This is a genomic window from Mechercharimyces mesophilus (assembly GCF_059818345.1).
The window spans coordinates 154,198-176,352 of the sequence record NZ_JCBAPH010000002.1 but is presented as its reverse complement, the minus strand read 5'-3'; the positions used below and the strand labels follow the sequence as shown (position 1 = coordinate 176,352).

Genomic DNA, 22,155 nt, shown 5'->3' with positions numbered 1-22,155 from the left:
TGTTAGAAGTGAAAAAGTCCCTCTGTTTTTGTTAAACTAGAGAATAAGAGCCTCGTTGCCTATGGTACGACTAGCGAAGCGATAAGCGTCCATATGAAAAGGAGATGACGCGCAAGTGATTAAATTGATTAGGCAGTGGATGCCGGATTCCAATGAGCGGCAGTTGCGAAAGCTATATCGCATTGCTGACGAAGTAGAAGCATGGGAACCGGAGATTTCCAAGCTGACAGATGAACAATTGAAAGCGAAGACGGAAGAGTTTAAAAAGCGATTACAAGAGAGCACGCTGGATGATCTTTTGCCGGAGGCATTTGCAGTGGTACGTGAAGCGGCCAAACGTGTACTGGGCATGCGACATTTCCATGTGCAATTGGTAGGTGGGGTTGCCCTTCATCAAGGACGAATTGCCGAGATGCGAACCGGGGAAGGGAAAACCTTGGTGTCTACTTTGCCAGCCTATCTAAATGGGTTATCTGGTAAGGGTGTTCATGTTATCACAGTAAACGACTACTTAGCGAAGCGTGACCGGGAGTGGATGGGACAAGTATTTGAATTTTTGGGCCTATCGGTGGGGCTCAACCTATCTGGAATGTCTCCTGAAGAAAAGAAAGAAGCCTACCAAGCAGATATCACTTTTGGAACCAATAATGAGTTTGGTTTTGATTATCTACGGGACAATATGGCCCTCTATCAGGAGCAGGTTGCACAACGAACCAATTTTGCCATCATTGACGAAGTAGATAGCATCTTGATAGATGAAGCACGTACCCCTTTAATTATTAGTGGACAAGCAAACAAAGCGACAGATCTGTATTATGCAGCGGATAAGATGGTGCGGCGTTTACGCGTGGAGGAAGATTATTCGATCGATGAAAAGACGAAAGCGGTATCCTTGACAGAAGAAGGCGTAGACAAGGTGGAAGCGTTCTTTGGGATTGATAACTTATATGATGCCAAACATATTACACTGAACCACCATGTACAACAAGCGCTGAAGGCTCACGTTGTGATGAACCGCGACTATGATTATGTGGTAAATGATGAAGGCGTCGTGATTGTGGACGAGTTTACAGGTCGTATGATGACTGGAAGACGCTATTCGGATGGACTTCATCAAGCGATCGAAGCCAAAGAAGGGTTGCAGGTACAGCGGGAAAGCATGACACTGGCGACGATTACATTGCAGAACTTCTTCCGCATGTATGACAAGCTGTCTGGTATGACAGGGACAGCCAAGACAGAGGAAGAGGAATTTCGGAAAATCTATGGGATGGATGTTGTTCAAATTCCCACAAACAAACCCATGATACGTCAGGACATGTCTGATGTGCTCTACAAGACGGAAGATGCGAAATATCGTAGTGTGGTGGAAGAGATTAAAGAACGTCATCAGATAGGGCAACCGATCCTGGTGGGGACTGTCTCGATTGAGAAATCAGAAAAGATTTCTCATCTCCTCAAGAAGGAAGGCATTAAGCATCAAGTACTTAACGCCAAGAACCACGAACGTGAGGCAGAAATCATCTCCCAAGCAGGGCAAAAGAACGCGGTCACCATTGCGACGAACATGGCAGGACGGGGAACGGATATCGTTTTGGGAGAAAGTGTTGACCAATTGGGTGGATTGCATGTGATTGGGACCGAACGTCACGAAAGCCGGCGTATTGATAACCAGTTGCGTGGACGTTCCGGTCGACAAGGTGACCCCGGATCGAGTCGGTTTTTCCTCTCCTTTGAAGATGAACTGATGCGTCGTTTTGGCTCGGAGAATCTCAGTTCAATGATGGATCGGTTGGGGTTAGAAGATGATCAGCCGATTGAAGGCCGCTTTTTCACCAAAGCGGTGGCCAATGCACAGAAAAAGGTAGAAGGAAACAACTTTGATGCTCGTCGCTGGGTTTTGCAATATGATGATGTTCTTAATCAACAGCGCGAGATTATTTATAAGCAGCGCCGTGAAGTGATCATGAGTGATGATCTGCGCGATATCTTCCTCCATATGGGGAAAGAGTACCTGAACCACTTAGTAGAAGCGCACATTCCTAAAGAGGAAATGCCGGAAGAATGGGACTTGGAACCATTAGTGGAGTACGTAACGGCAAATGGATTGCCTGCTGAGCGCATTCAGGAAGATCATCTAGAAGACATGGAAAAACCGTCTCAAATTGCTGATTACCTTTATGACCAGTTAGTAGGGTATTATGAGGAGCGGCAGGAACAAATTGGGGTAGAGCGTCTACAAGAGTTTAGCAAAACGGTCATTTTGCGGACGGTGGATCGTAAATGGATGGATCATATTGATGCGATGGAACATCTACGACAAGGGATTCACTTGCGTGCTTATGGACAGATTAACCCGCTACGTGAATACCAATTTGAAGGATATGAGATGTTTGAGCAACTTGTCGCTGAGATTCAAGAAGAAGTGGTGAAAACCATTCTCCAATCCGAAATACGTGAAGGAGAAGAATTGAAGCGGGAGCAGGTAGCAGTGAAACAGACGGCTACATCTGGTGGAAATGCAACGGAAGAAAAGAAAAAGAAACAACCGATTCGTCGTAATGATAAAGTTGGGCGCAATGAACCTTGCCCTTGTGGAAGTGGAAATAAATACAAAAATTGTTGTGCCAACACGAATGATAAATGATGGAGTGAATAAGCATGGAGATCCACGAAATACGACAAGAAAGTGAAAATACAGCCAAGCGTTTGGCGGATATCAGGGGGTCTCTTTGACCTCGATCAGAAGAAAGAGCGGATTGACGAACTTGAAAAAGAAATGACAGCTCCTGGTTTTTGGGATGACCAAGCAGCTGCACAAAAGGTGATCCAAGAGGTGAATGGGCTCAAAGATGTGGTTCAACACATGGAAGAGCTAGAGGAAGAGAACGAAGAGGTGGATGTTCTTCTGGATTTGATGACAGAAGAAGGAGACGAGTCTCTGCATGGCGATGCAGTGGAAGCGCTAAAAAATCTGAAAAGCCGCTTGGATTCTTTTGAACTTCAGCTCTTACTCGATGAACCATATGACCGTAATAATGCCATTTTGGAGTTGCATCCTGGAGCCGGAGGAACAGAGTCGCAAGACTGGGCAGAAATGCTCTTGCGTATGTACACGCGCTGGGCGGAACAACAGGGATTCAAGGTAGAAACCTTGGACTACCTCGCTGGTGAAGAGGCAGGCGTAAAAAGTGTTACTCTCTTGATTTCTGGTCGCAACGCCTATGGGTACCTTAAAGCGGAAAAAGGGGTTCATCGCTTGGTCCGTATCTCTCCCTTTGATTCCTCCGGTCGTCGCCATACTTCGTTTGTGTCGGCCAATGTGATGCCAGAAATATCGGATGATGTTGGCGTGGAAATCAAGTCAGACGATTTGAAGGTGGATACGTACCGTTCCAGTGGTGCAGGCGGTCAGCACGTGAACACGACGGATTCTGCGGTTCGTATTACTCATTTGCCGACCAATATTGTGGTGACATGCCAATCGGAACGGTCGCAAATCAAAAACAGAGAGAGGGCCATGAAGATCTTAAAAGCACGTATTCTAGAAAAACAATTGGAAGAACGCCAGAAAAAATTGGCCGAAATCCAAGGAGAACAGGCTGAGATTGGCTGGGGGAGTCAAATCCGTTCCTATGTGTTTCACCCCTATTCGTTAGCAAAAGATCATCGTACAAACCAAGAGGTGGGCAATATTCAAGCCGTAATGGATGGGGAGATTAATTCATTTATCGATGCCTATCTTCGCTGGAAAATGAACCAGAAATAAAAAGGAAAAAACCATTTTCGAGGAGGACTTACCATGAAGGGCAACTGTGTTCATGTTGAGAAGAAAGATGAGTTTGCACTACTGACGATTTCCCGCCCCCAAGCATTAAACGCTTTGAACCAGGAAACACTTTCGGAACTGGATCGAGCCATTGACTGGATCGAGCAAGCCGATGATGTGCGTGCTTTGGTCGTCACCGGTGCGGGTGAAAAAGCATTTGTAGCGGGGGCAGATATTAAAGAGATGCGTGACCTGGCTTCTGCTGGGGCAGCGGAACGTTTAGCAGGAAGAGGGCAAAAATTGTTCTCTCGCTTGGAAGAGCTACCGATTCCCGTAATCATGGCGGTAAATGGTTTTGCACTGGGTGGCGGATGTGAGCTTGCCATGAGTGGTGATATTATCCTCGCATCCAACCAAGCAAAATTTGGGCAACCAGAAGTAAACCTAGGGATCATCCCTGGCTATGGAGGTACGCAACGCCTAACACGACGTGTGGGGGCAGGACGAGCCAAGTTGTTGTGTCTAACAGGTGAGGTTATTGAAGCGGAGCAAGCGTTAGCCATTGGATTGGTGGAAAAGGTGGTCCCTCATGCAGACTTGCTGGATGAAGCAGCAAAGTTAGCGCGCATCTTGACGAAAAAAGCTCCTATTGCGATGAACTATATTAAAAAAGCGGTTAATCAAGGGGCGGAAACAGACCTGAATCACGCTCTCCAATTAGAAGCTTCCTATTTTGGTCTTGCCTTTGACACCAAAGATCGGGTCGAAGGAATGGGAGCGTTTGTCGAAAAGCGGAAACCTCACTTCCGCGGAGAATAAAGGTACAATAGATCGACAAAATAAAGAACGAAAAAAGCGTCGGTAGATACCGGCGCTTTTTATTTAAGAAGAATGTGTCGTTTCCCGGGAAATAATGATCGGGGAAATCGAATGAAGGCAGTTAATCCTGGATAAGGTCGACAGAAACAAAAAATGATCAACCCTTGACAAATTGTCTTATCTCTTGCGAGTGGGTTACTCGTTAAGGTAAAGTATGGAGGAAGTGAGAGAAGGGATGTTCTGCGAGCGTGGATGTAGCTAAACAGAATAAAACCAGATTACTACGTCCAGGTTGACATGGACACCATCCATGGCTTGATTTATAGAATAGGGTTGATCGAAAGGGTCGGTGATTGGAATGCGTAAGGGTTGGAGTGGATTACTGGGGTTTGTCTTGTTGGTTTCTTTGCTCGCAGGATGTGGCAGTGAAACAGCATCTGAAAATGGAGACAAAGAAGCGGTGGATCCAGCTAAGGAAGTTTACTTAAATAATTGTGCCTCTTGTCATGGGAGAAGTTTCGGTGGTGGATTTGGACCGAGCTTACAGAATGTAGGATTAACCTATAACGAAGAGGATGTAATCAAAGTGATAGAAGAGGGAATTGGGCAGATGCCAGCACAGAAGCAGGTGAATGCTTCTGATCGCGAATTGCTGGCGAAATGGCTTGTTGAAGAAACAAAGTAATGAAATAGAGAGAGGGACAACCCTGCAAGTGGCTAGATAACTTTCAGAGCTGTCCCTCTTTTGATGCGAGACAGGATTGCCGCTATCGATTGGTTTTCTTTTTTGTTCTTAACATTTATCATTTATTTAAGGGGGCTACGTTCAGGAAGTGATCGTCACCTGGGATGTGGAATTACATGAAACTCGACATGCTTTATTCTCGTTGAATAGTTACAACTAGGCCTCCTACACCGATAGGGATTTGAGGATGGAGAACGGCGAAAAGCAGGAAACATTAGAGGGACTTGGATAGGGGCAAGAATCGTCCAGGGATGAAGCGTTGTATCGGAAAGAATGTAGCTACCTGTCAGATTATCGACATTTTCCGTTAATTATATTGGGAAATCCACTTTTGACATGATATAATAGTAATGCAAGTTTGGCAATGTTTTATACTATGCTCTTCCTGATGTGAGGTATGAGCTTCACGATATCTATTTTGCTATGAAAGAGGTTCCTTTTTCATATCTTTTACTATAAATATAGTTGGACGGGTGGAGGTTGATGATATGATTGAGATGCACGATGTAAGTAAAGTGTATAACAATGGTGTGGAAGCGCTACGAAGCGTGGATGTTAAAATTGAACAAGGCGAATTTGTGTATGTTGTTGGCCCGAGTGGGGCGGGAAAAAGTACGTTTATTAAATTGATGTACCGAGAGGAGAAGCCAACGAGTGGCATTATCCTAATCAATGGTGTAAACGTGAAGCGTGTACGAGATTGGAAGATTCCTTATTTACGACGGACAATCGGTATCATCTTTCAGGATTATAAATTATTACCCAATATGACTGCGTATGAGAATGTTGCGTTTGCCATGGAGGCAATTGAAGAAACACCCCGCAAAATTCAGCGTCGTGTCCAGGAGGTACTGGAACTAGTGGGACTTCATGATCGGATGCATTCCTATCCGCGTCAGCTCTCCGGTGGTGAGCAACAGCGCGTGTCCATTGCACGTGCGATTGTAAATAACCCAAACTTCATCATCGCGGACGAGCCTACGGGAAACTTAGACCCTGAAAACTCGTGGGATATTATGTACCTGCTTGAAGAGATCAACGCGCGTGGGACAACAGTTGTGATGGCGACGCATGATAAAGAGATCGTGAACAATATGAGAAAACGAGTCCTTCAAGTGGAGCGTGGGACGATCGTGCGCGATCAAGAGCAGGGGGAATATCTCTATGAAAATTAATGTCATCTCTCGCCATTTTAAAGAGGCATTTAAGAGTTTAAAACGGAACACATGGATGTCATTTGCTGCAACGAGCGCAGTAGGTGTCACTCTTCTTATATTTGGTATTTTCCTCTTATTTGGATTTAACATTCTTTATTTAGCAGAAGAATTGGATGAACAGATGTCTATTCGTGTGGCTTTACGTGCAGAAGCAACCGATGATGCGATCGAAGACATGCAGAAGCAACTCAAGGAAAGATCGGATATAGAAGAGGTTATTTTCACCTCAAAGGAAGAAGGATTGAGAGAATTTAAAGGAAAACTGGGCGGAGAAGATTCTGAGCTCTTAGAGGGACTGGAGGAAGGAGAGAATCCTTTACCGGATCTCTTTCAAATTGTGCCGAAGGACCCACAAAAAACTCCTGAGCTAGCGAAAGAGCTAGAAACCTTCCCGTTAGCAGATGGAGTCGAGTATGGGCAGGGAGTTTCGGACCAAATCTTGAAATTCTCTTCATGGATGTCCGTCGTCGTTCTATTCTTTGGTATCGGCTTGGCGGTGCTAGCAGCCTTCCTTATTTCCAATACGATTAAATTGACCGTATTTGCTCGGCGGAGTGAAATTGAAATCATGCGTTTAGTAGGGGCAAGTAACTGGTTTATTCGCTGGCCGTTCTTAATCGAAGGTGCCGTCATCGGACTGGTTGGTGCCATCTTCCCATTGGCGATTGTGCTAATCAGTTACGCGGCAGTGATCGATATCTTGGATGTAGGCTCATCCTCGTTTAGCTTATTTAAACTCTTAGGTATGTGGCCCTTGGCACTTTATGTATCCTCCATCACGTTGTTGTTGGGAGCGTTCATTGGAGTGTGGGGAAGTGTCATGTCTATCCGTCGTTTCTTGCGCGTGTAAATCTATAAGAGGTTGATAGAGGGGTGGAAGAGCCCCTCCAACCCTCTTAACATAAAGATAAAGAAAAAACACTTGAGGAGGAGCGATTTGTGATCAAGAGAAACTCGGTGGTTTTATTTCTCACAACAGTACTTATGCTTTCGCTGATGGGCCCTCTTCCCCAGATCCAGGCGGAAGGGACAGTGGATGAAAAGAAAGAAGATATTAAAAATCGGGATAAAGATATTCAAGAAAAGGAAAAAGCAGAAGAAGCGGCGAAAGAAGAGCTAGACGATGTAAAGAAAGATTTGGAAGCAAAAAAGGTGGAACTGTCAAAACTAGAAGAAACCATTCACAAGCAGTCAGAAGAAATTGAGAAGAAGCAAGAAAAGAAAGAGCTATTGGAATCTTCTCTTCTTAAAAAGAAAGAGGCTTACAAAAACCGTATCCAGCGGCTTTATCAAAAAGGGGATATGTTTTACTTACGTACGCTCTTGCAATCAGACAGTCTCAATGAATTTTTTGCTATATTAGAAGGAGTGCAGGCTCTTTCGCAGAGTGACAAGAAATTAATTGAAGGATACCAAGCTGATCAAGAAGAGCTGACGACGGTAATCGAAGAACTGAAACCTCAGTTGAAAGCCAATAAGGAAAAGAAAGAAGAATCGGATAAGAAATATAAAGATCTAACGTCTCTCTATCAAGAGCATGAAAAAGAACTGAACGAAATCAAAGAAGAAAAAGAACATCTAGAAGAGCTGAACGAAAAAGAACAAGAAGAGATTCAGGCGATTATTGATCGAGAGACGGCAAAAGATGATTACCAGGGGACTCCTTCCGCTAGCGGTTGGGTATGGCCCGTGCCGGGGGAAGAGATCAATTCCAACTATCGTACGCCAACACGTCCCAATCATGAGGGCCTTGACATTGATGGGGAGGTTGGAAGTCCCATCTTGGCAGCGAAGTCAGGCAAAGTGATTGCTACGAAACCGATGTCTGGTTACGGTTATGTCGTTATTCTCTCACACGGGGGTGGTTTGACCACACTTTACGCTCATATGTGGTCCAATACCGTTACTGTCAACGTAGGGGATACGGTAAATGCGGGACAGCAGATTGCTCAAGTGGGGATGAATGGTAGAACGAGTGGCCCACACTTACATTTCGAAGTCTCAAAAAACGGGGTACCCGTCAATCCTTTAGGTTATGTAAAACCTGACTAAGAAAAGAGGTCGAAAGGGACTATCCCTCGCTGTGGATTCCCTTTCGGCGTTTCTTTTTATTCCAGTGGCATGGTCACCGTCCCTTGTGTTTCGGTTGTCCATTTGCTAGAGTGTGCTTAAGGAAAAAGAAGACTATCTAGCGAAAGCCTGTCATATATATGATGAACAGTTGGTGAAGGTGGTGTCGAAGATGTATATACGTGGACGAACAGTTTCCCTAATCGTTGTCGTCGCTGTTTTATTTAGCAGTCTCACGACAGCCGTGCTGGCTGGAGATCAAGGTCTCATTGCCCGAGTAGCCGATGTGGCGACAGGACAAGAAGCAGATGTGGAACTTTCTAAGCAGCAGAAGTTTAACGAAGCTTACTCGATGATTCAATCCCAGTACATTGGTGAAGTGAGTCAAGAGCAGCTGATCGATGGAGCGATCCAAGGGATGGTGGATTCACTTGAAGATCCCTTTTCTGCGTATATGAACAAAGAAGCAGCGGAGCAATTTCACTCCAGTTTGGACTCCTCTTTTGAGGGGATAGGCGCGGAAGTAACGATGAAGAACGGACTGGTTACCATCGTTTCTCCGATTAAGGACTCCCCAGCAGAAAAAGCGGGCTTGCGGCCAGAAGATCAAATTTTAAAAGTGAATGGTGAGAGTCTGGAAGGATTAGACTTGCGGGAATCCGTGGAAAAAATCCGTGGTCCGAAGGGGAGCGAAGCGAAGCTGGCGATTATGCGCCCGGGACAGTCGGAATTGATGGAAGTTACGGTTGTCCGAGATGAAATCCCGATTGAGACAATACACTCAGAGATGATGTCTGGTCAAGTGGGTCGAATCGAAATTACTCAGTTTGCTCATGAGACGGGAACGGACTTTACCAAATCACTTAAGGAGTTGGAGAGCCAAGGCCTTAAAGGATTGGTGATTGATGTTCGAGGAAACCCAGGTGGCTTGCTCAATGTCGTGGAGGAGATTGCTAGCCAATTGATACCTGAGGAAGAGACCATTGTTATTAAACAAGACAAGACAGGAGCATCGCAAAAGAGCGTTTCTAGTCTTAGTGGGAAGAAAGAATACCCGATTGCGATCTTGACGGATAAGGGAAGCGCGAGCGCATCCGAGATTTTAGCAGCCGCCATGCAGGAGTCAGGTGGATACCCTGTTGTTGGTGAAAAGTCTTATGGAAAAGGGACCGTACAAACTGCGAAGGACTTCCAAGATGGCAGTAATTTGAAACTGACGATTGCGAAGTGGCTAACACCGAACGGGAACTGGATTCATGAAAAGGGAGTGGAGCCGGATATTAAAGTGGAGCGACCGGACTACTACCAAGCGGTGCCTCCACAGGCGGAAAAACCACTAAAGAAAGATATGGCTTCTACCGAAGTGAAGAACTTGCAAATGATTTTAAAAGCTCTTGGATTCTCCCCAGATCGAGTGGATGGGTACTTTAGTGAGCAGACCGAAACAGCGGTCAAAGCATTCCAAAAGCTACATGACCTTGATATGACAGGTGTGGTAGATGATCAAACTGCAGCCAAGATCCAAGAGAAGTTCATCGAACATCTGAAGGAACCAAAGAACGATGTACAGTTACAAACAGCAATTGAAACCTTGAAAAAACAAGCAAAAGAATGACCTGCATAGATGCAAGACAACCCCCTTTCTCAACTGAGAAAGGGGGTTGTCTTTATTTCGAAGTGGCGAGAGAACCTGATGCTCTTATGTAGTCTGTTTTTATCCGTTGACATATGGTGCAGACCATGGCATGGCAGATTACTAGGAAAGTCCCCACTTGGTGAAACAGTAATTCGCTCACCCTAAGAATGGTTGGAAGATGGGCGAGCGGTTTCTCCTTGAGAGACTCTGAGCCGTGGATCAGGCAGCGATAGGAGATGCCGCCGCCATCAACCAGGCTACGAGGGAACCTGACGTTCCCATGCAGTATATTATCACCTGATGGTTTATGATGTAGATCTTGCAAATTAACACGCAAGTCCCTATTTGAAGTAACAAAAATTTTTTAGGTGTGATCATAATCCTGCTGGTGGCTGAGGTGCCTTCGAAGGCATTATTTTTGATAAAAGGAGTAGAAGAGAGAATATAAGGAGAAAAAGAAGGTAAGGACGATGAATAGGCAATCATGATCATTAGATTATTCTTTTGACATAAAAGGCTTTCGAATGAGCAATATCGAGAGAAAAGAAGAAAGAGAAATTTAGTAGACTAGAAAACAAGTGTTCGTTTTCCGCATTTGCCTGTGTTATAATCAATAAGAAGATCGAAGAAGCGTGGGGTGATCACGAATGGATCGATTTCATTTAGTGTCGGAATATCAACCGCAAGGGGATCAGCCAAAAGCAATTACCCAATTGGTGGAAGGAATTGAATCAGGCAAGCGTATGCAGACGTTGCTTGGAGCTACGGGTACGGGCAAAACCTTTACCATTGCTCAAACGATTTCCAAAGTGAAAAAACCAACTTTGGTTATTGCCCCAAACAAAACGTTGGCAGCGCAATTATGTGGAGAGCTAAAAGAGTTTTTTCCAGAAAACGCTGTGGAATACTTTGTGAGTTACTATGATTATTATCAGCCAGAGGCGTATTTGCCTCAGTCAGATACTTTTATCGAGAAAGATGCTTCGATCAATGATGAGATTGATAAGCTACGTCACTCTGCTACGAGTGCGTTGTTTGAACGCGAAGACGTGATTGTGGTTGCAAGTGTCTCTTGTATTTATGGATTGGGTTCACCCAATGAATATCGTGATTTAGTGTTATCCCTGCGTGTGGGAATGGAGAAAGAGCGAAATGAGATCTTGCGTAAATTGGTGGATATCCAATATGAACGCAATGATATTAACTTTGTGCGCGGAACCTTTCGCGTACGTGGCGACGTCGTCGAGATTTTCCCAGTATCACGCAGTGAACAGGCGGTACGGGTAGAGTTCTTTGGTGACGAGATTGAGCGGATTCGTGAGATCGATACCGTTACAGGAGAGATCTTAGGCGACCGAGACCATGTAGCTGTCTTTCCTGCTTCTCACTATGTGACGCGTGAGTCCGTACTACAACGGGCGCTAAAAGATATCGAAACCGAACTGCAGGAACGATTGGCGGAACTGAATGCGGAGAACAAATTGGTAGAAGCGCAGCGCTTAGAACAGCGCACACGTTATGACATGGAGATGATGCGCGAGGTTGGTTTCTGTTCGGGCATTGAAAACTACTCTCGTCATTTGGTAGGCAACAAAGAAGGGGACCCTCCCTTTACATTGATTGACTATTTTCCTGATGATTTTATCATGGTAGTAGATGAATCACACATTACCATTCCTCAGATAGGTGCCATGTATAATGGGGATCGCGCTCGTAAAAATGTTCTGGTTGAACACGGTTTTCGTCTGCCATCGGCGAAGGACAATCGGCCATTAAAATTTGAAGAGTTTGAAGAGCGGGTTTCTCAGCTGATTGCCGTATCCGCTACCCCGGGTCCATATGAAATCGAGCATGCGCCTGATGTGGTAGAACAAATTATTCGTCCCACAGGCTTAATTGACCCCAAAATTTCTGTGCGTCCCATCCAAGGACAGATTGATGATCTTATTGGAGAGATCAATGAACGGATTACGCGTGATGAGCGGGTGTTGGTGACCACACTAACAAAAAAGATGTCAGAAGACTTGACGGACTACCTAAAAGAAGTGGGTATTCGTGTTCGTTATCTGCATTCTGATATTAAGACGTTCGAACGGATGCAGATTCTGCGTGATTTACGCTTGGGTGAGTTTGATGTGTTGATCGGGATCAACCTGTTACGTGAAGGCTTAGACTTACCGGAAGTTTCATTAGTAGCCATACTGGATGCGGATAAAGAAGGCTTTTTACGTGCGGAACGATCGCTTGTACAAACCATTGGTCGTGCGGCCCGTAATGCCCGCGGTGAAGTCGTCATGTACGCTGATAACATGACGAAGTCGATGCAGAAGGCGATCGACGAAACGGAACGGCGCCGAGCCATCCAGGTGGCGTACAATGAAAAGCATGGAATTGTTCCGCAAACGGTGAAAAAAGCAGTGCGTGAAGTGATTGAAGCAACCAAAGTAGCGGAAGAAGCAGAAGCATATGGAGTGAAAGAAGATGTGAAGGCGATGGGGGCAAAAGAACGCAAAGCCTTTATTGCCAAGATGGAAAAAGAGATGAAAGAGGCAGCCAAGGAATTGGATTTCGAACGAGCGGCACAATTACGCGATATGATTATCGAGCTGAAAGCAGAAGGAGCCTAATGATATGTCGCAAAATCATATTGTCATTCGAGGAGCACGTGTTCATAATCTGAAAGAAATAGACGTCACCATTCCCCGTGACCAATTTGTCGTTCTCACGGGACTCTCTGGTTCAGGGAAATCTTCATTGGCGTTTGATACGATCTATGCGGAGGGACAAAGGCGATATGTGGAATCTCTGTCTGCCTACGCTCGTCAGTTCCTCGGTCAAATGGATAAGCCAGATGTCGATAGTATCGATGGCTTATCGCCGGCTATTTCGATCGATCAGAAGACGACGAGTCGCAATCCACGCTCCACTGTTGGAACCGTGACGGAGATTTATGATTATCTTCGTTTGTTGTATGCACGAGTGGGGCAGGCATATTGTCCGACACACGGTATTGAGATCGCAGCACAAACGGTTCAGCAGATGACGGATCATCTATTGCAACTACCCGAACGGACGAGGATTCAAGTGTTGGCCCCACTGGTTCGTGGGCGGAAGGGGACGCATGCGAAGACCCTGGCGGAAATTCATCAGCAAGGGTATGTGCGTGTACGCATCGATGGCGAAATGCAGGAGCTTGGCGATGAGATTCAATTGGAGAAGAATAAGAAGCATACCATTGAAGTGATTGTGGATCGTTTGGTGGTAAAGGAGGGAATGGAAGCACGTCTGACGGACTCGCTGGAAACGGCACTCTCACTTGCAGATGGAAACGTCCTCATTGATGTCATCGGTAAGGAAGAATTATTGTTTAGCCAGAACTTGGCTTGTCCTGAATGTGGCTTTAGCATCGATGAACTTTCTCCACGGATGTTTTCGTTTAACAGTCCGTTTGGTGCTTGTCCCTCCTGTGATGGCTTGGGAAGTCGGCAGGAAGTAGATCCGCAACTGGTTGTTCCGGATCAATCCCGTAGTTTGCGAGAAGGAGCGATCGAGCCTTGGTCGAGTGCGACCTCCAATTACTACAGGCAATTACTAGAATCTGTTTGTTCCCACTTTGGTATCGATCAGGATGTGCCTTTTCAGAAGTTGACCAAGAAAGAGCAAGATAGTCTGCTGTTTGGAAGTAAGGAGCGTATTCCTTTCCGTTACACAAGTGATTTGGGCCATGTACGGGAGACCCTCACACAATATGGGGGTGTCGTCAATAACTTGGCGCGGCGCTATCATGAGACCACTTCGGATGCGGTGCGCGATCAAATTGAGTCGTATATGACGACAAAGGCTTGTCCGAAATGTAAAGGAGCTCGTCTACGAGAAGAGTGCCTTCACGTGAAAGTAAGTGGCAATAACATTGACCATGTAACGCGGCTTTCCATTCGGGAAGCATTGGCGTTGTTTGAGGGAATGCAACTGAGTAAAAAGGATATGACCATCGCGAGTCAGGTGTTAAAAGAAATTCGTGAGCGTCTCGGTTTTCTAGTTAATGTTGGTTTGGACTATCTTACGTTAAACCGTTCTGCAGGAACGTTATCGGGTGGCGAAGCGCAACGGATTCGATTGGCCACACAAGTGGGCTCTAGTTTGATGGGCGTCTTATATATCTTAGATGAACCCAGTATTGGGCTTCATCAGCGAGATAATAATCGGCTGATTGAAACCTTGAAGCGCATGCGCAATCTGGGTAATACGCTCATCGTGGTTGAGCACGATGAGGATACGATGTTGGCTGCCGACTACTTGATCGACATCGGACCAGGAGCAGGAATTCACGGTGGTGAGATTGTGGCAGCGGGTACCCCTGCGGCAATTATGAAAGATGAGCATTCACTTACAGGTCAATATTTGAGTGGCCGCAAAATGATCCCCCTTCCCACAGAGCGACGAGCACCAAATGAACATTGGCTCAAGTTGAAGGGTGCAGACGAGAATAATCTGCAAAAGTTGAATGTAGAGATTCCCTTAGGTGTATTAACCTGCGTGACGGGTGTTTCCGGGTCTGGGAAAAGTACCTTGGTTAATGAAGTACTACACAAAGCATTGGCGCGCGAATTAAATAAAAGTAAAGTAGTGCCAGGTTCCCATCAAAGTTTAACTGGGACGGACAGCTTGAAAAAAGTGATTGATATCGATCAATCCCCAATCGGGCGTACGCCACGGTCCAATCCTGCTACGTATACAGGTGTGTTTGACGATATTCGTGATGTGTTTGCTACCGTCCCTGAAGCCAAAGTGCGCGGATACAAGAAAGGACGCTTTAGCTTTAATGTGAAAGGAGGGCGTTGTGAAGCGTGTCGCGGGGACGGTATCATCAAAATCGAGATGCATTTCCTTCCCGATGTATATGTTCCGTGTGAAGAGTGTGAGGGCAAGCGGTATAATCGTGAAACCTTGGAGATTCAGTACAAAGGAAAAACCATCTCGGATATATTGGAAATGACAGTGGAAGATGGGTGTACCTTCTTTAAGAACATTCCCCGGATTAAGCGAAAGCTAGATACCCTCTATGACGTTGGTTTGGGATATGTACGCTTGGGACAACCTGCCACTACCTTGTCAGGTGGGGAAGCGCAACGAGTGAAGCTAGCTTCCGAACTGTACAAAAGGAGTCGAGGACGTACCCTTTATATCTTGGATGAACCGACGACTGGTTTACACATGGAAGATGTAGCGCGTCTCCTACGTGTGCTCACTCGATTGGTGGATAATGGTGACTCTGTTTTGGTGATCGAGCATAATTTAGATGTCATTAAAACATCGGATTACATTGTTGATCTTGGCCCTGAAGGGGGCGATGGTGGTGGTTCTTTGGTTGCTAGTGGAACGCCTGAAGAAGTGGCAACCGTTGAAGAATCACATACCGGCTATTTCCTGCAACAGGTGCTGCAACGTGATCGAAAGCGAATGGACAAATGGTTGAATCAGGTGGAGCAAGTGGTAGAATAGAAAGGAATGTTTCACTTTTATACGATTTATATTTAGAGAGGAAGGGAGAGGGAAATATGCTCGGTTGGATAGTAAAGCTACTTTTGTATGGACTTTCTGTTTTGTTGGCATCAACGTTGATTCCTGGAATCGAAGTGGAAGGGTATGGTACAGCTATTTTGGTGGCTATTGTTTTGGGTTTAATTAACGTCTTCATTCGCCCGATCATCAAGTTGCTTACTTTACCCATTACCATTCTGACGCTTGGACTCTTTTCATTAGTGATCAATGCTTTACTCTTTTGGTTAACAGGGGCATTGGTAAGCGGTTTTGAAGTGGATGGCTTCTTTGCTGCCCTGCTAGGGTCTATTGTGGTTAGCTTGATCGCATGGTTGTTGGAAGGCATTTGGAGTCGGATTGCTGATTAATGTTTACCGTGAAATTTTCACAAGGGCGACCGCGAAGTCGCCTTTTTTTCATCATCGAGTGGAGGGGTGAGCATGAACCCACAGGTAACGGTGAAGGAACTCGTGCATCAGTTTGATTTGGAGATTGTACGAGGTCATGCAGGGTTGGAGCGTGAATTAACGGTAAGTGACCTATATCGACCAGCCATAGAGATGTCAGGATTTTTTACTTATTATCCCTCGGAGCGATTGCAGATGATGGGGCGAACGGAACTCACATATGCAAGTCAATTGTCCGCAGGCGTTCGTCGGGAGCGCCTGGAACGATTATGTCAAGAGAAGACTCCTTGTATTTGCATAACACGTGGATTGGATGTTCCGATAGAATTGTTGGATGCGGTAGAGGAGAAAGGGATTCCTCTTTTACGAACTCCTCTTGCATCCACTAAATTTGGTAGCAAGGTAACCAACTTTTTAGAAAAACGTTTAGCGCCACGTACTACCATGCATGGTGTATTGGTGGATATCTATGGAGTAGGGGTCTTAATTTTTGGCGCAAGTGGGATCGGTAAGAGTGAAACCGCGCTGGAATTAGTGAAACGAGGGCATCGATTAATCGCTGATGATGCCGTCGAGTTAAGGCAAACCGAGGAAGAAACGTTGATTGGGAGTGCGCCTGAGCTCATCCGTCATCTTCTGGAAATTCGTGGTGTAGGGATCATCAACGTGATGACCCTATTTGGGGCGGGGGCCGTGCGGGATCACAAAAAAGTCTCGTTGGCGATGCGACTCGAACTATGGGAAGAAAAGCGATCCTATGATCGGCTTGGCTTGGATGAAGAACGTATCCCCATTATTGATACAACGTTGCCACAACTCACGATACCAGTAAGACCCGGCCGTAACCTGGCGGTCATTATTGAAGTGGCAGCCATGAATTTTCGTTTGAAACGGATGGGCTTTGATGCTGCCCATGATTTCACTTCGAAATTAGGAGAAGCGTTAGATGATCATGACGATTGGGACTAGTAATGGTCGAACGTTTCTTTTCACCCTCTGATCATGTAAGATGAAAGAATAAAAAGTGAGAATGGAGGCGAATTTATTGTACTATTTACTAGCGCTGGACCCCGTCGCTTTTTCGCTGGGGCCGATTCAAGTTCACTGGTACGGTATTATCTTAGGAACAGCGGCTCTCGTCGGGTTATGGTTAGCGACACGTGAGGGTAGAAAGCATGGTATTGAATCCGATCTTTTTCTCGATATGATGATTTGGGTACTCCCAGCCGCCATTGTGGGAGCACGTCTTTATTATGTTCTTTTCCAGTGGGAGTGGTACGCACAAGAACCTTGGAAGATCATTGCTGTCTGGGAAGGAGGTTTGGCCATTCATGGAGGATTGATTGGAGCTGTGCTCGCTGGTTATTGGTTTGTGCGCCGGAAGGGCATTCCTTTCTTGCAGGTGGCTGATATTGTTGCTCCTAGTATTATTTTGGGACAAGCCATTGGACGTTGGGGCAATTTTATGAACCAAGAGGCCCATGGTTCCGAAGTGAGTCGCTCTTTCTTGGAGGGCCTTCACTTACCAGGCTGGATTATAGAGCAGATGAATATTCAGGGGACCTACTTTCACCCAACCTTTTTATATGAATCTCTCTGGAACCTTCTTGGGTTTGTGCTTTTGCTCGCTATTCGCTATTATAACCCAAAACGTGGAGAAATCTTTCTCAGCTACATCATCTGGTATTCGTTGGGTCGTTTCTTTATCGAAGGCTTGCGGACAGACAGTTTGGCTTTTACGGGGCCAGATTGGCTGGAAAAAGGAATGGAAGTATTATGGCTCCCGATGAAAGCCCTCTTTGAAGCTGGAGCAGTATCAGGAGGCAATATTCGCATTGCGCAATTGATGAGTCTCATGCTTGTCATCACCGGTTTGGTGATCATTATCGTGAGAAGATGGAAGGGAAAAGAAGTGGCTTCCTATCGAGAGAAAGAGGCTCAGCCATCATCAGAGGAAAGCACTCAAGGTTAAATTGAGGAGGAAAAGGATTGTTAGTAGAGGCCATATTATTCGACTTGGATGGAACATTAATTAATACCAATGATCTTATTCTCTCTTCTTTTCGTTATACATTAGCCAAGCACGGCCTGGATGACATAAAGGAAGAGGAAATTCTCGCTCATATGGGAGAGCCCCTGTATGAGCAGATGAACCGCTTTGATGAGAGTCAAGCCGACGCCATGGTGGAGACATACCGAGCCTATAACTTGGATCGTCATGATGAGATGGTGACCCTCTTTCCTCACATGGAAGAAGTGGTATCTACACTGGTGCAACAAGGGATTCAATTGGCCGTGGTAACAAACAAACACCGTACTTCCGCTGAAAAGGGAATTCGCCTATTTAATCTGGATCAACATTTTACTACAGCGGTTTATCTGGGAGATGCGGAGTGGGCGAAGCCAGATCCAGCACCCCTTCATTTGGCACTTGAGCGCTTAGGAGTGGAGCCACAACGAGCCATCATGGTTGGAGATAGTCGGGCGGATATTGAGGCCGCAAAGCGAGCAGGTGTACAAGCTGTCGGAGTATCCTGGAGCTTACATGACATCAAGGCTTATCAGCCCGATTTCGTTATCGATGACGCACGAGAGTTAGTTCAGATCGTGGATACTTTGAGGGGGGAGTCGGAGTGAGAAACACCGAGCGTTATCCTGTAGAGAATAGTAACTCCTTATGGCAAATGTATCGATTGTTTCCCTTCTGGAAATTGTTTCGAAATGTATTGGTCAACTTGATCGCTCGTTTCACTCCATCTCTTCGCTTGAAAAACACGCTGTATCGAAAGTTTTTAGGCATGCAGATAGGCGATCAGACTGCGGTGGCCTTGATGGTGATGATGGATGTGCTCTACCCTGAGCGCATTTCGATTGGCAAGAATACGGTTATTGGTTATCAAACAACGATTTTAACGCATGAATATCTCATTGATGAGTACCGCCTTGGCGATGTTGTAATTGGTGATGAAGTGATGATTGGTGCCAATAGTACCATCTTACCAGGCGTCACAATTGGTGATCATGCGGTGATTGGAGCGGGCTCACTTGTCAATCGTGATGTCCCTCCGCATACATTTGTTGCAGGAAACCCCATTCGTGTGATACGGAAAAACAAGCCTCAGCAGTAGTTTTTGTGTCACGCGCGCAAGCAGTCGCTAGGCGGCATTTGATTCTGAAGTAGGTTAAATATAAAATGAGAGATAAAAAGGTTATACAGGAAACCATGGAAAGGTGGGGAAGGGATGCCTCGGTCACCAGAGCAAAATAAAAAGATACGCTCGAACAGAAAGGTTCAGATCCTAGAGGCGGCCATGCGTGTGTATCGCGAGTGGGGATTTTCTAATACCGAGATGGGTAAGATCGCGGAGGAAGCGGGTCTGGGTCGTGGCTTGATTTACTATTACTTTAAAAACAAACAAAACTTATTCTTGGAGCTAGTAGACTACCGCATCGCCTTATGGAAGGAGCGCTCCCTCCCTATATTAGAGATGAACGGTTCGGTCGCCGATAAATTAGGTGCCTATTTACGTGAAATAGGGCAGATGGCTGTCGAACATCCAGATGTTGTTCACTTCCATCAAACGATTTCGCAAGACTTAGGACGGCTTTTTCCCGACAGAGAAGACTGGGTAACACAAAAGTATGATCAAGGGATGTGGGAACCTGTACGAAGATTGATTCATCAGGGAATCGAATCTGGAGAATTGCGACCCATGAACCCTGAAATAGCAGAAAACCTGTATATTAGTGTCTTGCTTGGCTCACTTGGCATGGAAAAAGAGTATCTGATTCACCATATGGATCAGCTTGTTGATGGTGTGCTTTATGGATTGGTGAAAGAGGGGAATGGAATCTCCAAGTAAAGGAAGCCCTCTAAGAAAAAACGCTGTGAGTGCTTTTCTTGCGCTGTGGGTAACGGGGCAAGGGATTTCTTTTTTTCGATGAATGCATTGCATACCTCCACTTGTTCCCTCATACAATGGGGCATTGAAACCCTGTTGGATGAAGGGAGGAAGAATAACGATGCAGACAAAAGTATTAATTGCTGCAGTGGTGCGTCAACAAGCGGAAGTCTTGCAGGAGTATTTGCAATCATTGTTTGAATTGGAGAAGGCAGGATTGATGTGCGAATACCTTTTCATCGATGATAATATTGAACTGGATGCACAACGTGTCTTGAAAATGAGTGAACGAAAAGCGGATTGCCCTCTTCAACTAATACAACCGGTCCCCCTTTCATACGGTCGTCTCCTCTACACCCATATAAGTCAGAGAGAAGAACGAAAAAGAACGGCTCGTCTAAAAGATCGTTTGCTCCAATATGCTCGCGTAGAAGGGTTTGATTATCTTTTCCTCTCTCACACCAATTTTATTTTTCCAACACAGCTCTTAATCGAATTAATCGGAACAGGAAAAAAAATCATCTCCCCCCTCTTTTGGATCGAAAGCGACTTGTCCTCCTTACCCATTGCTCAGGCGTGGTTGAAAGGTCAAAACCAGCTTCATGAAGCAGATGATTTGCTCAAACGACCTGGGATTTATGAAGCGACAGAGGTGAAGGGATGCTTTTTACTCCAGCGAGAAGTACTTGAAGCAAAAGTCTGTTTTTATCATGAGAGGGCAGAATGGCAACAGGGAGAAGAGTCCCTCTTTTGCTTGCATGCTCAAAGTCTTCATTTTTCCCTCCATGTGGATACGCGCCTCCCCTTACTCCACTTGCAACGACTAGCGCAATTACAACAAATCCCTTCTTTTAAACAAGAAAACCAACAACCAACAGTCATCCATAAACGCTCCGTTACGATTAGTTTGTGTATGATTGTTAAAAATGAAGAGCAGGTTTTAAAGCGATGCCTTCAATCACTAATGGGAATACCAGATGAATGGATTATTGTAGATACGGGTTCAACGGATCGCACGAAAGAAATTGCGCGCCAATTTACGGATAAAGTATACGACTTTGAATGGATCGATGATTTTTCTGCCGCACGCAATGCTGCTTTTCAAAAAGCGACCCAAGAGTACATCCTATGGGTAGATGCAGATGATGTTTTAACGGAGGACGGTCGCAAACGTCTCTTAACCTTAAAAGAGGAGATGGACCCGACAATTGATAGTGTCAGCATGCTCTATCGCTCGACACCCTACACCGTGATTCGACGCAATCGTCTATTGCGACGTGCGAAAGGGTTTTATTGGGAAGGTTATGTTCATGAATACGTACGCGTCAACGGAAAGTGTATTCACAGTGACATTATGATTGTGCATGAAAAAGAAAAAGAGATGAGTAAACGAAATCTGGGAATCTATCAGAAACAGCTAGCCAAGAGGGGCAGTCTTCCACAAAGAGATTGGTATTACTATGGGAACGAATTAAAATCACATCACCATTATGAAGAAGCGATAAGTGCATTTAAACACTATTTAAGTTTGTATGGTCCAGAAGAAGATAGCATTGCCGCCTGCCTCCGATTGGCGGAGTGTTATGGTCGTTTGCATGAATGGGAAGCAGTGAGACACTATGTGGTGAGATCCTTTTCATACGATCGGCCACGGGCAGAAGCATGTTGCTACCTTGGGGAATTAGCTATGGATAACGAAGAAAATGAGCAAGCACTCTTTTGGTTTCAAACCGCTTTGCAGGTACCGCGTCCTGCCAATCCGTATGCCAATGTGGAGGAGAATTTATGGACATGGTATCCGGCTCTACAGCTAGGGATTCTCCATTATAAACAAGGGAATGTAGAGTTGGCTAAATCTTATTTTGATCGCGCTTACGAATGGAATCCGGATCATCCACAAATTAAGAATAATAAAAAAGCGCTAGAGAAAGCAGGCATATCTTCACATGTACCTCCCTCCTGCTAGAACCTCTTCTTACCTAACAGGTGCACCTATACATATTTGGAGTCAATCATTCATACGATGGTGGTTGAGACTGCAGTGATGGG

17 protein-coding genes are annotated in these 22,155 nt (G+C 45.5%); all 17 read left to right on the top strand.

Going from position 1 to position 22,155, the window contains the following annotated elements; genetic code table 11:
- Nucleotides 1-115 precede the first annotated feature (115 nt).
- The 17 genes from secA to AC6RGY_RS08440 all read left to right on the top strand — a co-directional run bounded on the left by secA (nt 116) and on the right by AC6RGY_RS08440 (nt 22,072).
- Nucleotides 116-2,647, top strand: coding sequence for a preprotein translocase subunit SecA (gene secA / locus AC6RGY_RS08520; protein WP_499861790.1), 2,532 nt, complete (start codon nt 116-118; stop codon nt 2,645-2,647).
- Nucleotides 2,648-2,661: 14 nt separating this feature from the next.
- Nucleotides 2,662-3,769 (top strand): peptide chain release factor 2 gene (gene prfB / locus AC6RGY_RS08515; RefSeq protein ID WP_499861788.1). Its coding sequence is split into 2 segments (ribosomal slippage): nt 2,662-2,733 and nt 2,735-3,769, totalling 1,107 coding nucleotides; the frame shifts between segments, so codons are not numbered across the junction.
- A 33-nt stretch (nt 3,770-3,802) separates the two neighbouring features.
- Complete coding sequence (locus AC6RGY_RS08510) at nt 3,803-4,588, top strand: enoyl-CoA hydratase-related protein (RefSeq protein WP_499861786.1); 786 nt, start codon at nt 3,803-3,805, stop codon at nt 4,586-4,588.
- A gap of 358 nt (nt 4,589-4,946) precedes the next feature.
- Complete coding sequence (locus AC6RGY_RS08505; RefSeq protein WP_499861783.1) at nt 4,947-5,273, top strand: c-type cytochrome; 327 nt, start codon at nt 4,947-4,949, stop codon at nt 5,271-5,273.
- 548 nt (nt 5,274-5,821) lie between these two features.
- Nucleotides 5,822-6,508 (top strand): cell division ATP-binding protein FtsE, encoded by a 687-nt coding sequence (ftsE, locus tag AC6RGY_RS08500; protein WP_499861781.1) that lies wholly within the window; start codon nt 5,822-5,824, stop codon nt 6,506-6,508.
- The gene (gene ftsX, locus AC6RGY_RS08495; RefSeq protein WP_499861779.1) at nt 6,498-7,400 is read left to right on the top strand and encodes a permease-like cell division protein FtsX; all 903 of its coding nucleotides are present in this window, start codon (nt 6,498-6,500) and stop codon (nt 7,398-7,400) included. The genes ftsE and ftsX overlap by 11 nt, the downstream gene beginning before the upstream one ends.
- A gap of 89 nt (nt 7,401-7,489) precedes the next feature.
- Complete coding sequence (locus AC6RGY_RS08490) at nt 7,490-8,602, top strand: murein hydrolase activator EnvC family protein (RefSeq protein ID WP_499861777.1); 1,113 nt, start codon at nt 7,490-7,492, stop codon at nt 8,600-8,602.
- Nucleotides 8,603-8,792: 190 nt separating this feature from the next.
- Complete coding sequence (locus AC6RGY_RS08485) at nt 8,793-10,235, top strand: S41 family peptidase (RefSeq protein WP_499861774.1); 1,443 nt, start codon at nt 8,793-8,795, stop codon at nt 10,233-10,235.
- A gap of 668 nt (nt 10,236-10,903) precedes the next feature.
- Nucleotides 10,904-12,883: an excinuclease ABC subunit UvrB gene (uvrB, locus tag AC6RGY_RS08480; protein WP_499861772.1), complete on the top strand. Its 1,980-nt coding sequence runs from the start codon at nt 10,904-10,906 to the stop codon at nt 12,881-12,883.
- Between the two features lie 4 nt (nt 12,884-12,887).
- The gene (uvrA, locus tag AC6RGY_RS08475) at nt 12,888-15,758 is read left to right on the top strand and encodes an excinuclease ABC subunit UvrA (protein ID WP_499861770.1); all 2,871 of its coding nucleotides are present in this window, start codon (nt 12,888-12,890) and stop codon (nt 15,756-15,758) included.
- 56 nt (nt 15,759-15,814) lie between these two features.
- A complete protein-coding gene (locus AC6RGY_RS08470; protein ID WP_499861767.1) occupies nt 15,815-16,165 on the top strand; it encodes a phage holin family protein in 351 nt (116 codons plus the stop codon).
- Between the two features lie 72 nt (nt 16,166-16,237).
- A complete protein-coding gene (hprK, locus tag AC6RGY_RS08465) occupies nt 16,238-17,173 on the top strand; it encodes an HPr(Ser) kinase/phosphatase (RefSeq protein ID WP_499861765.1) in 936 nt (311 codons plus the stop codon).
- 76 nt (nt 17,174-17,249) lie between these two features.
- On the top strand, nt 17,250-18,176 hold the full coding sequence (lgt, locus tag AC6RGY_RS08460; RefSeq protein WP_499861762.1) for a prolipoprotein diacylglyceryl transferase: 927 nt from the start codon (nt 17,250-17,252) through the stop codon (nt 18,174-18,176).
- 17 nt (nt 18,177-18,193) lie between these two features.
- On the top strand, nt 18,194-18,841 hold the full coding sequence (gene ppaX, locus AC6RGY_RS08455) for a pyrophosphatase PpaX (protein WP_499861759.1): 648 nt from the start codon (nt 18,194-18,196) through the stop codon (nt 18,839-18,841).
- Entirely contained in the window at nt 18,838-19,332 is a 495-nt protein-coding gene (locus AC6RGY_RS08450; protein ID WP_499861757.1) for an acyltransferase, read from the top strand. Before ppaX ends, AC6RGY_RS08450 begins: the two co-directional genes overlap by 4 nt.
- A 114-nt stretch (nt 19,333-19,446) precedes the next feature.
- The gene (locus tag AC6RGY_RS08445) at nt 19,447-20,067 is read left to right on the top strand and encodes a TetR/AcrR family transcriptional regulator (protein ID WP_499861755.1); all 621 of its coding nucleotides are present in this window, start codon (nt 19,447-19,449) and stop codon (nt 20,065-20,067) included.
- A 160-nt stretch (nt 20,068-20,227) separates the two neighbouring features.
- Nucleotides 20,228-22,072: a tetratricopeptide repeat-containing glycosyltransferase family 2 protein gene (locus AC6RGY_RS08440; RefSeq protein ID WP_499861753.1), complete on the top strand. Its 1,845-nt coding sequence runs from the start codon at nt 20,228-20,230 to the stop codon at nt 22,070-22,072.
- Nucleotides 22,073-22,155: the final 83 nt, after the last annotated feature.

Excerpts from the sequence above, each read along its gene's own strand:
- AC6RGY_RS08510 (WP_499861786.1), top strand. The coding sequence starts at position 3,803 with ATGAAGGGCAACTGTGTTCATGTTGAGAAGAAAGATGAGTTTGCACTA.
- AC6RGY_RS08505 (WP_499861783.1), top strand. The coding sequence starts at position 4,947 with ATGCGTAAGGGTTGGAGTGGATTACTGGGGTTTGTCTTGTTGGTTTCT.
- ftsE (WP_499861781.1), top strand. The coding sequence starts at position 5,822 with ATGATTGAGATGCACGATGTAAGTAAAGTGTATAACAATGGTGTGGAA.
- ftsX (WP_499861779.1), top strand. The coding sequence starts at position 6,498 with ATGAAAATTAATGTCATCTCTCGCCATTTTAAAGAGGCATTTAAGAGT.
- AC6RGY_RS08485 (WP_499861774.1), top strand. The coding sequence starts at position 8,793 with ATGTATATACGTGGACGAACAGTTTCCCTAATCGTTGTCGTCGCTGTT.
- uvrB (WP_499861772.1), top strand. The coding sequence starts at position 10,904 with ATGGATCGATTTCATTTAGTGTCGGAATATCAACCGCAAGGGGATCAG.
- uvrA (WP_499861770.1), top strand. The coding sequence starts at position 12,888 with ATGTCGCAAAATCATATTGTCATTCGAGGAGCACGTGTTCATAATCTG.
- AC6RGY_RS08470 (WP_499861767.1), top strand. The coding sequence starts at position 15,815 with ATGCTCGGTTGGATAGTAAAGCTACTTTTGTATGGACTTTCTGTTTTG.
- hprK (WP_499861765.1), top strand. The coding sequence starts at position 16,238 with ATGAACCCACAGGTAACGGTGAAGGAACTCGTGCATCAGTTTGATTTG.
- AC6RGY_RS08445 (WP_499861755.1), top strand. The coding sequence starts at position 19,447 with ATGCCTCGGTCACCAGAGCAAAATAAAAAGATACGCTCGAACAGAAAG.
- AC6RGY_RS08440 (WP_499861753.1), top strand. The coding sequence starts at position 20,228 with ATGCAGACAAAAGTATTAATTGCTGCAGTGGTGCGTCAACAAGCGGAA.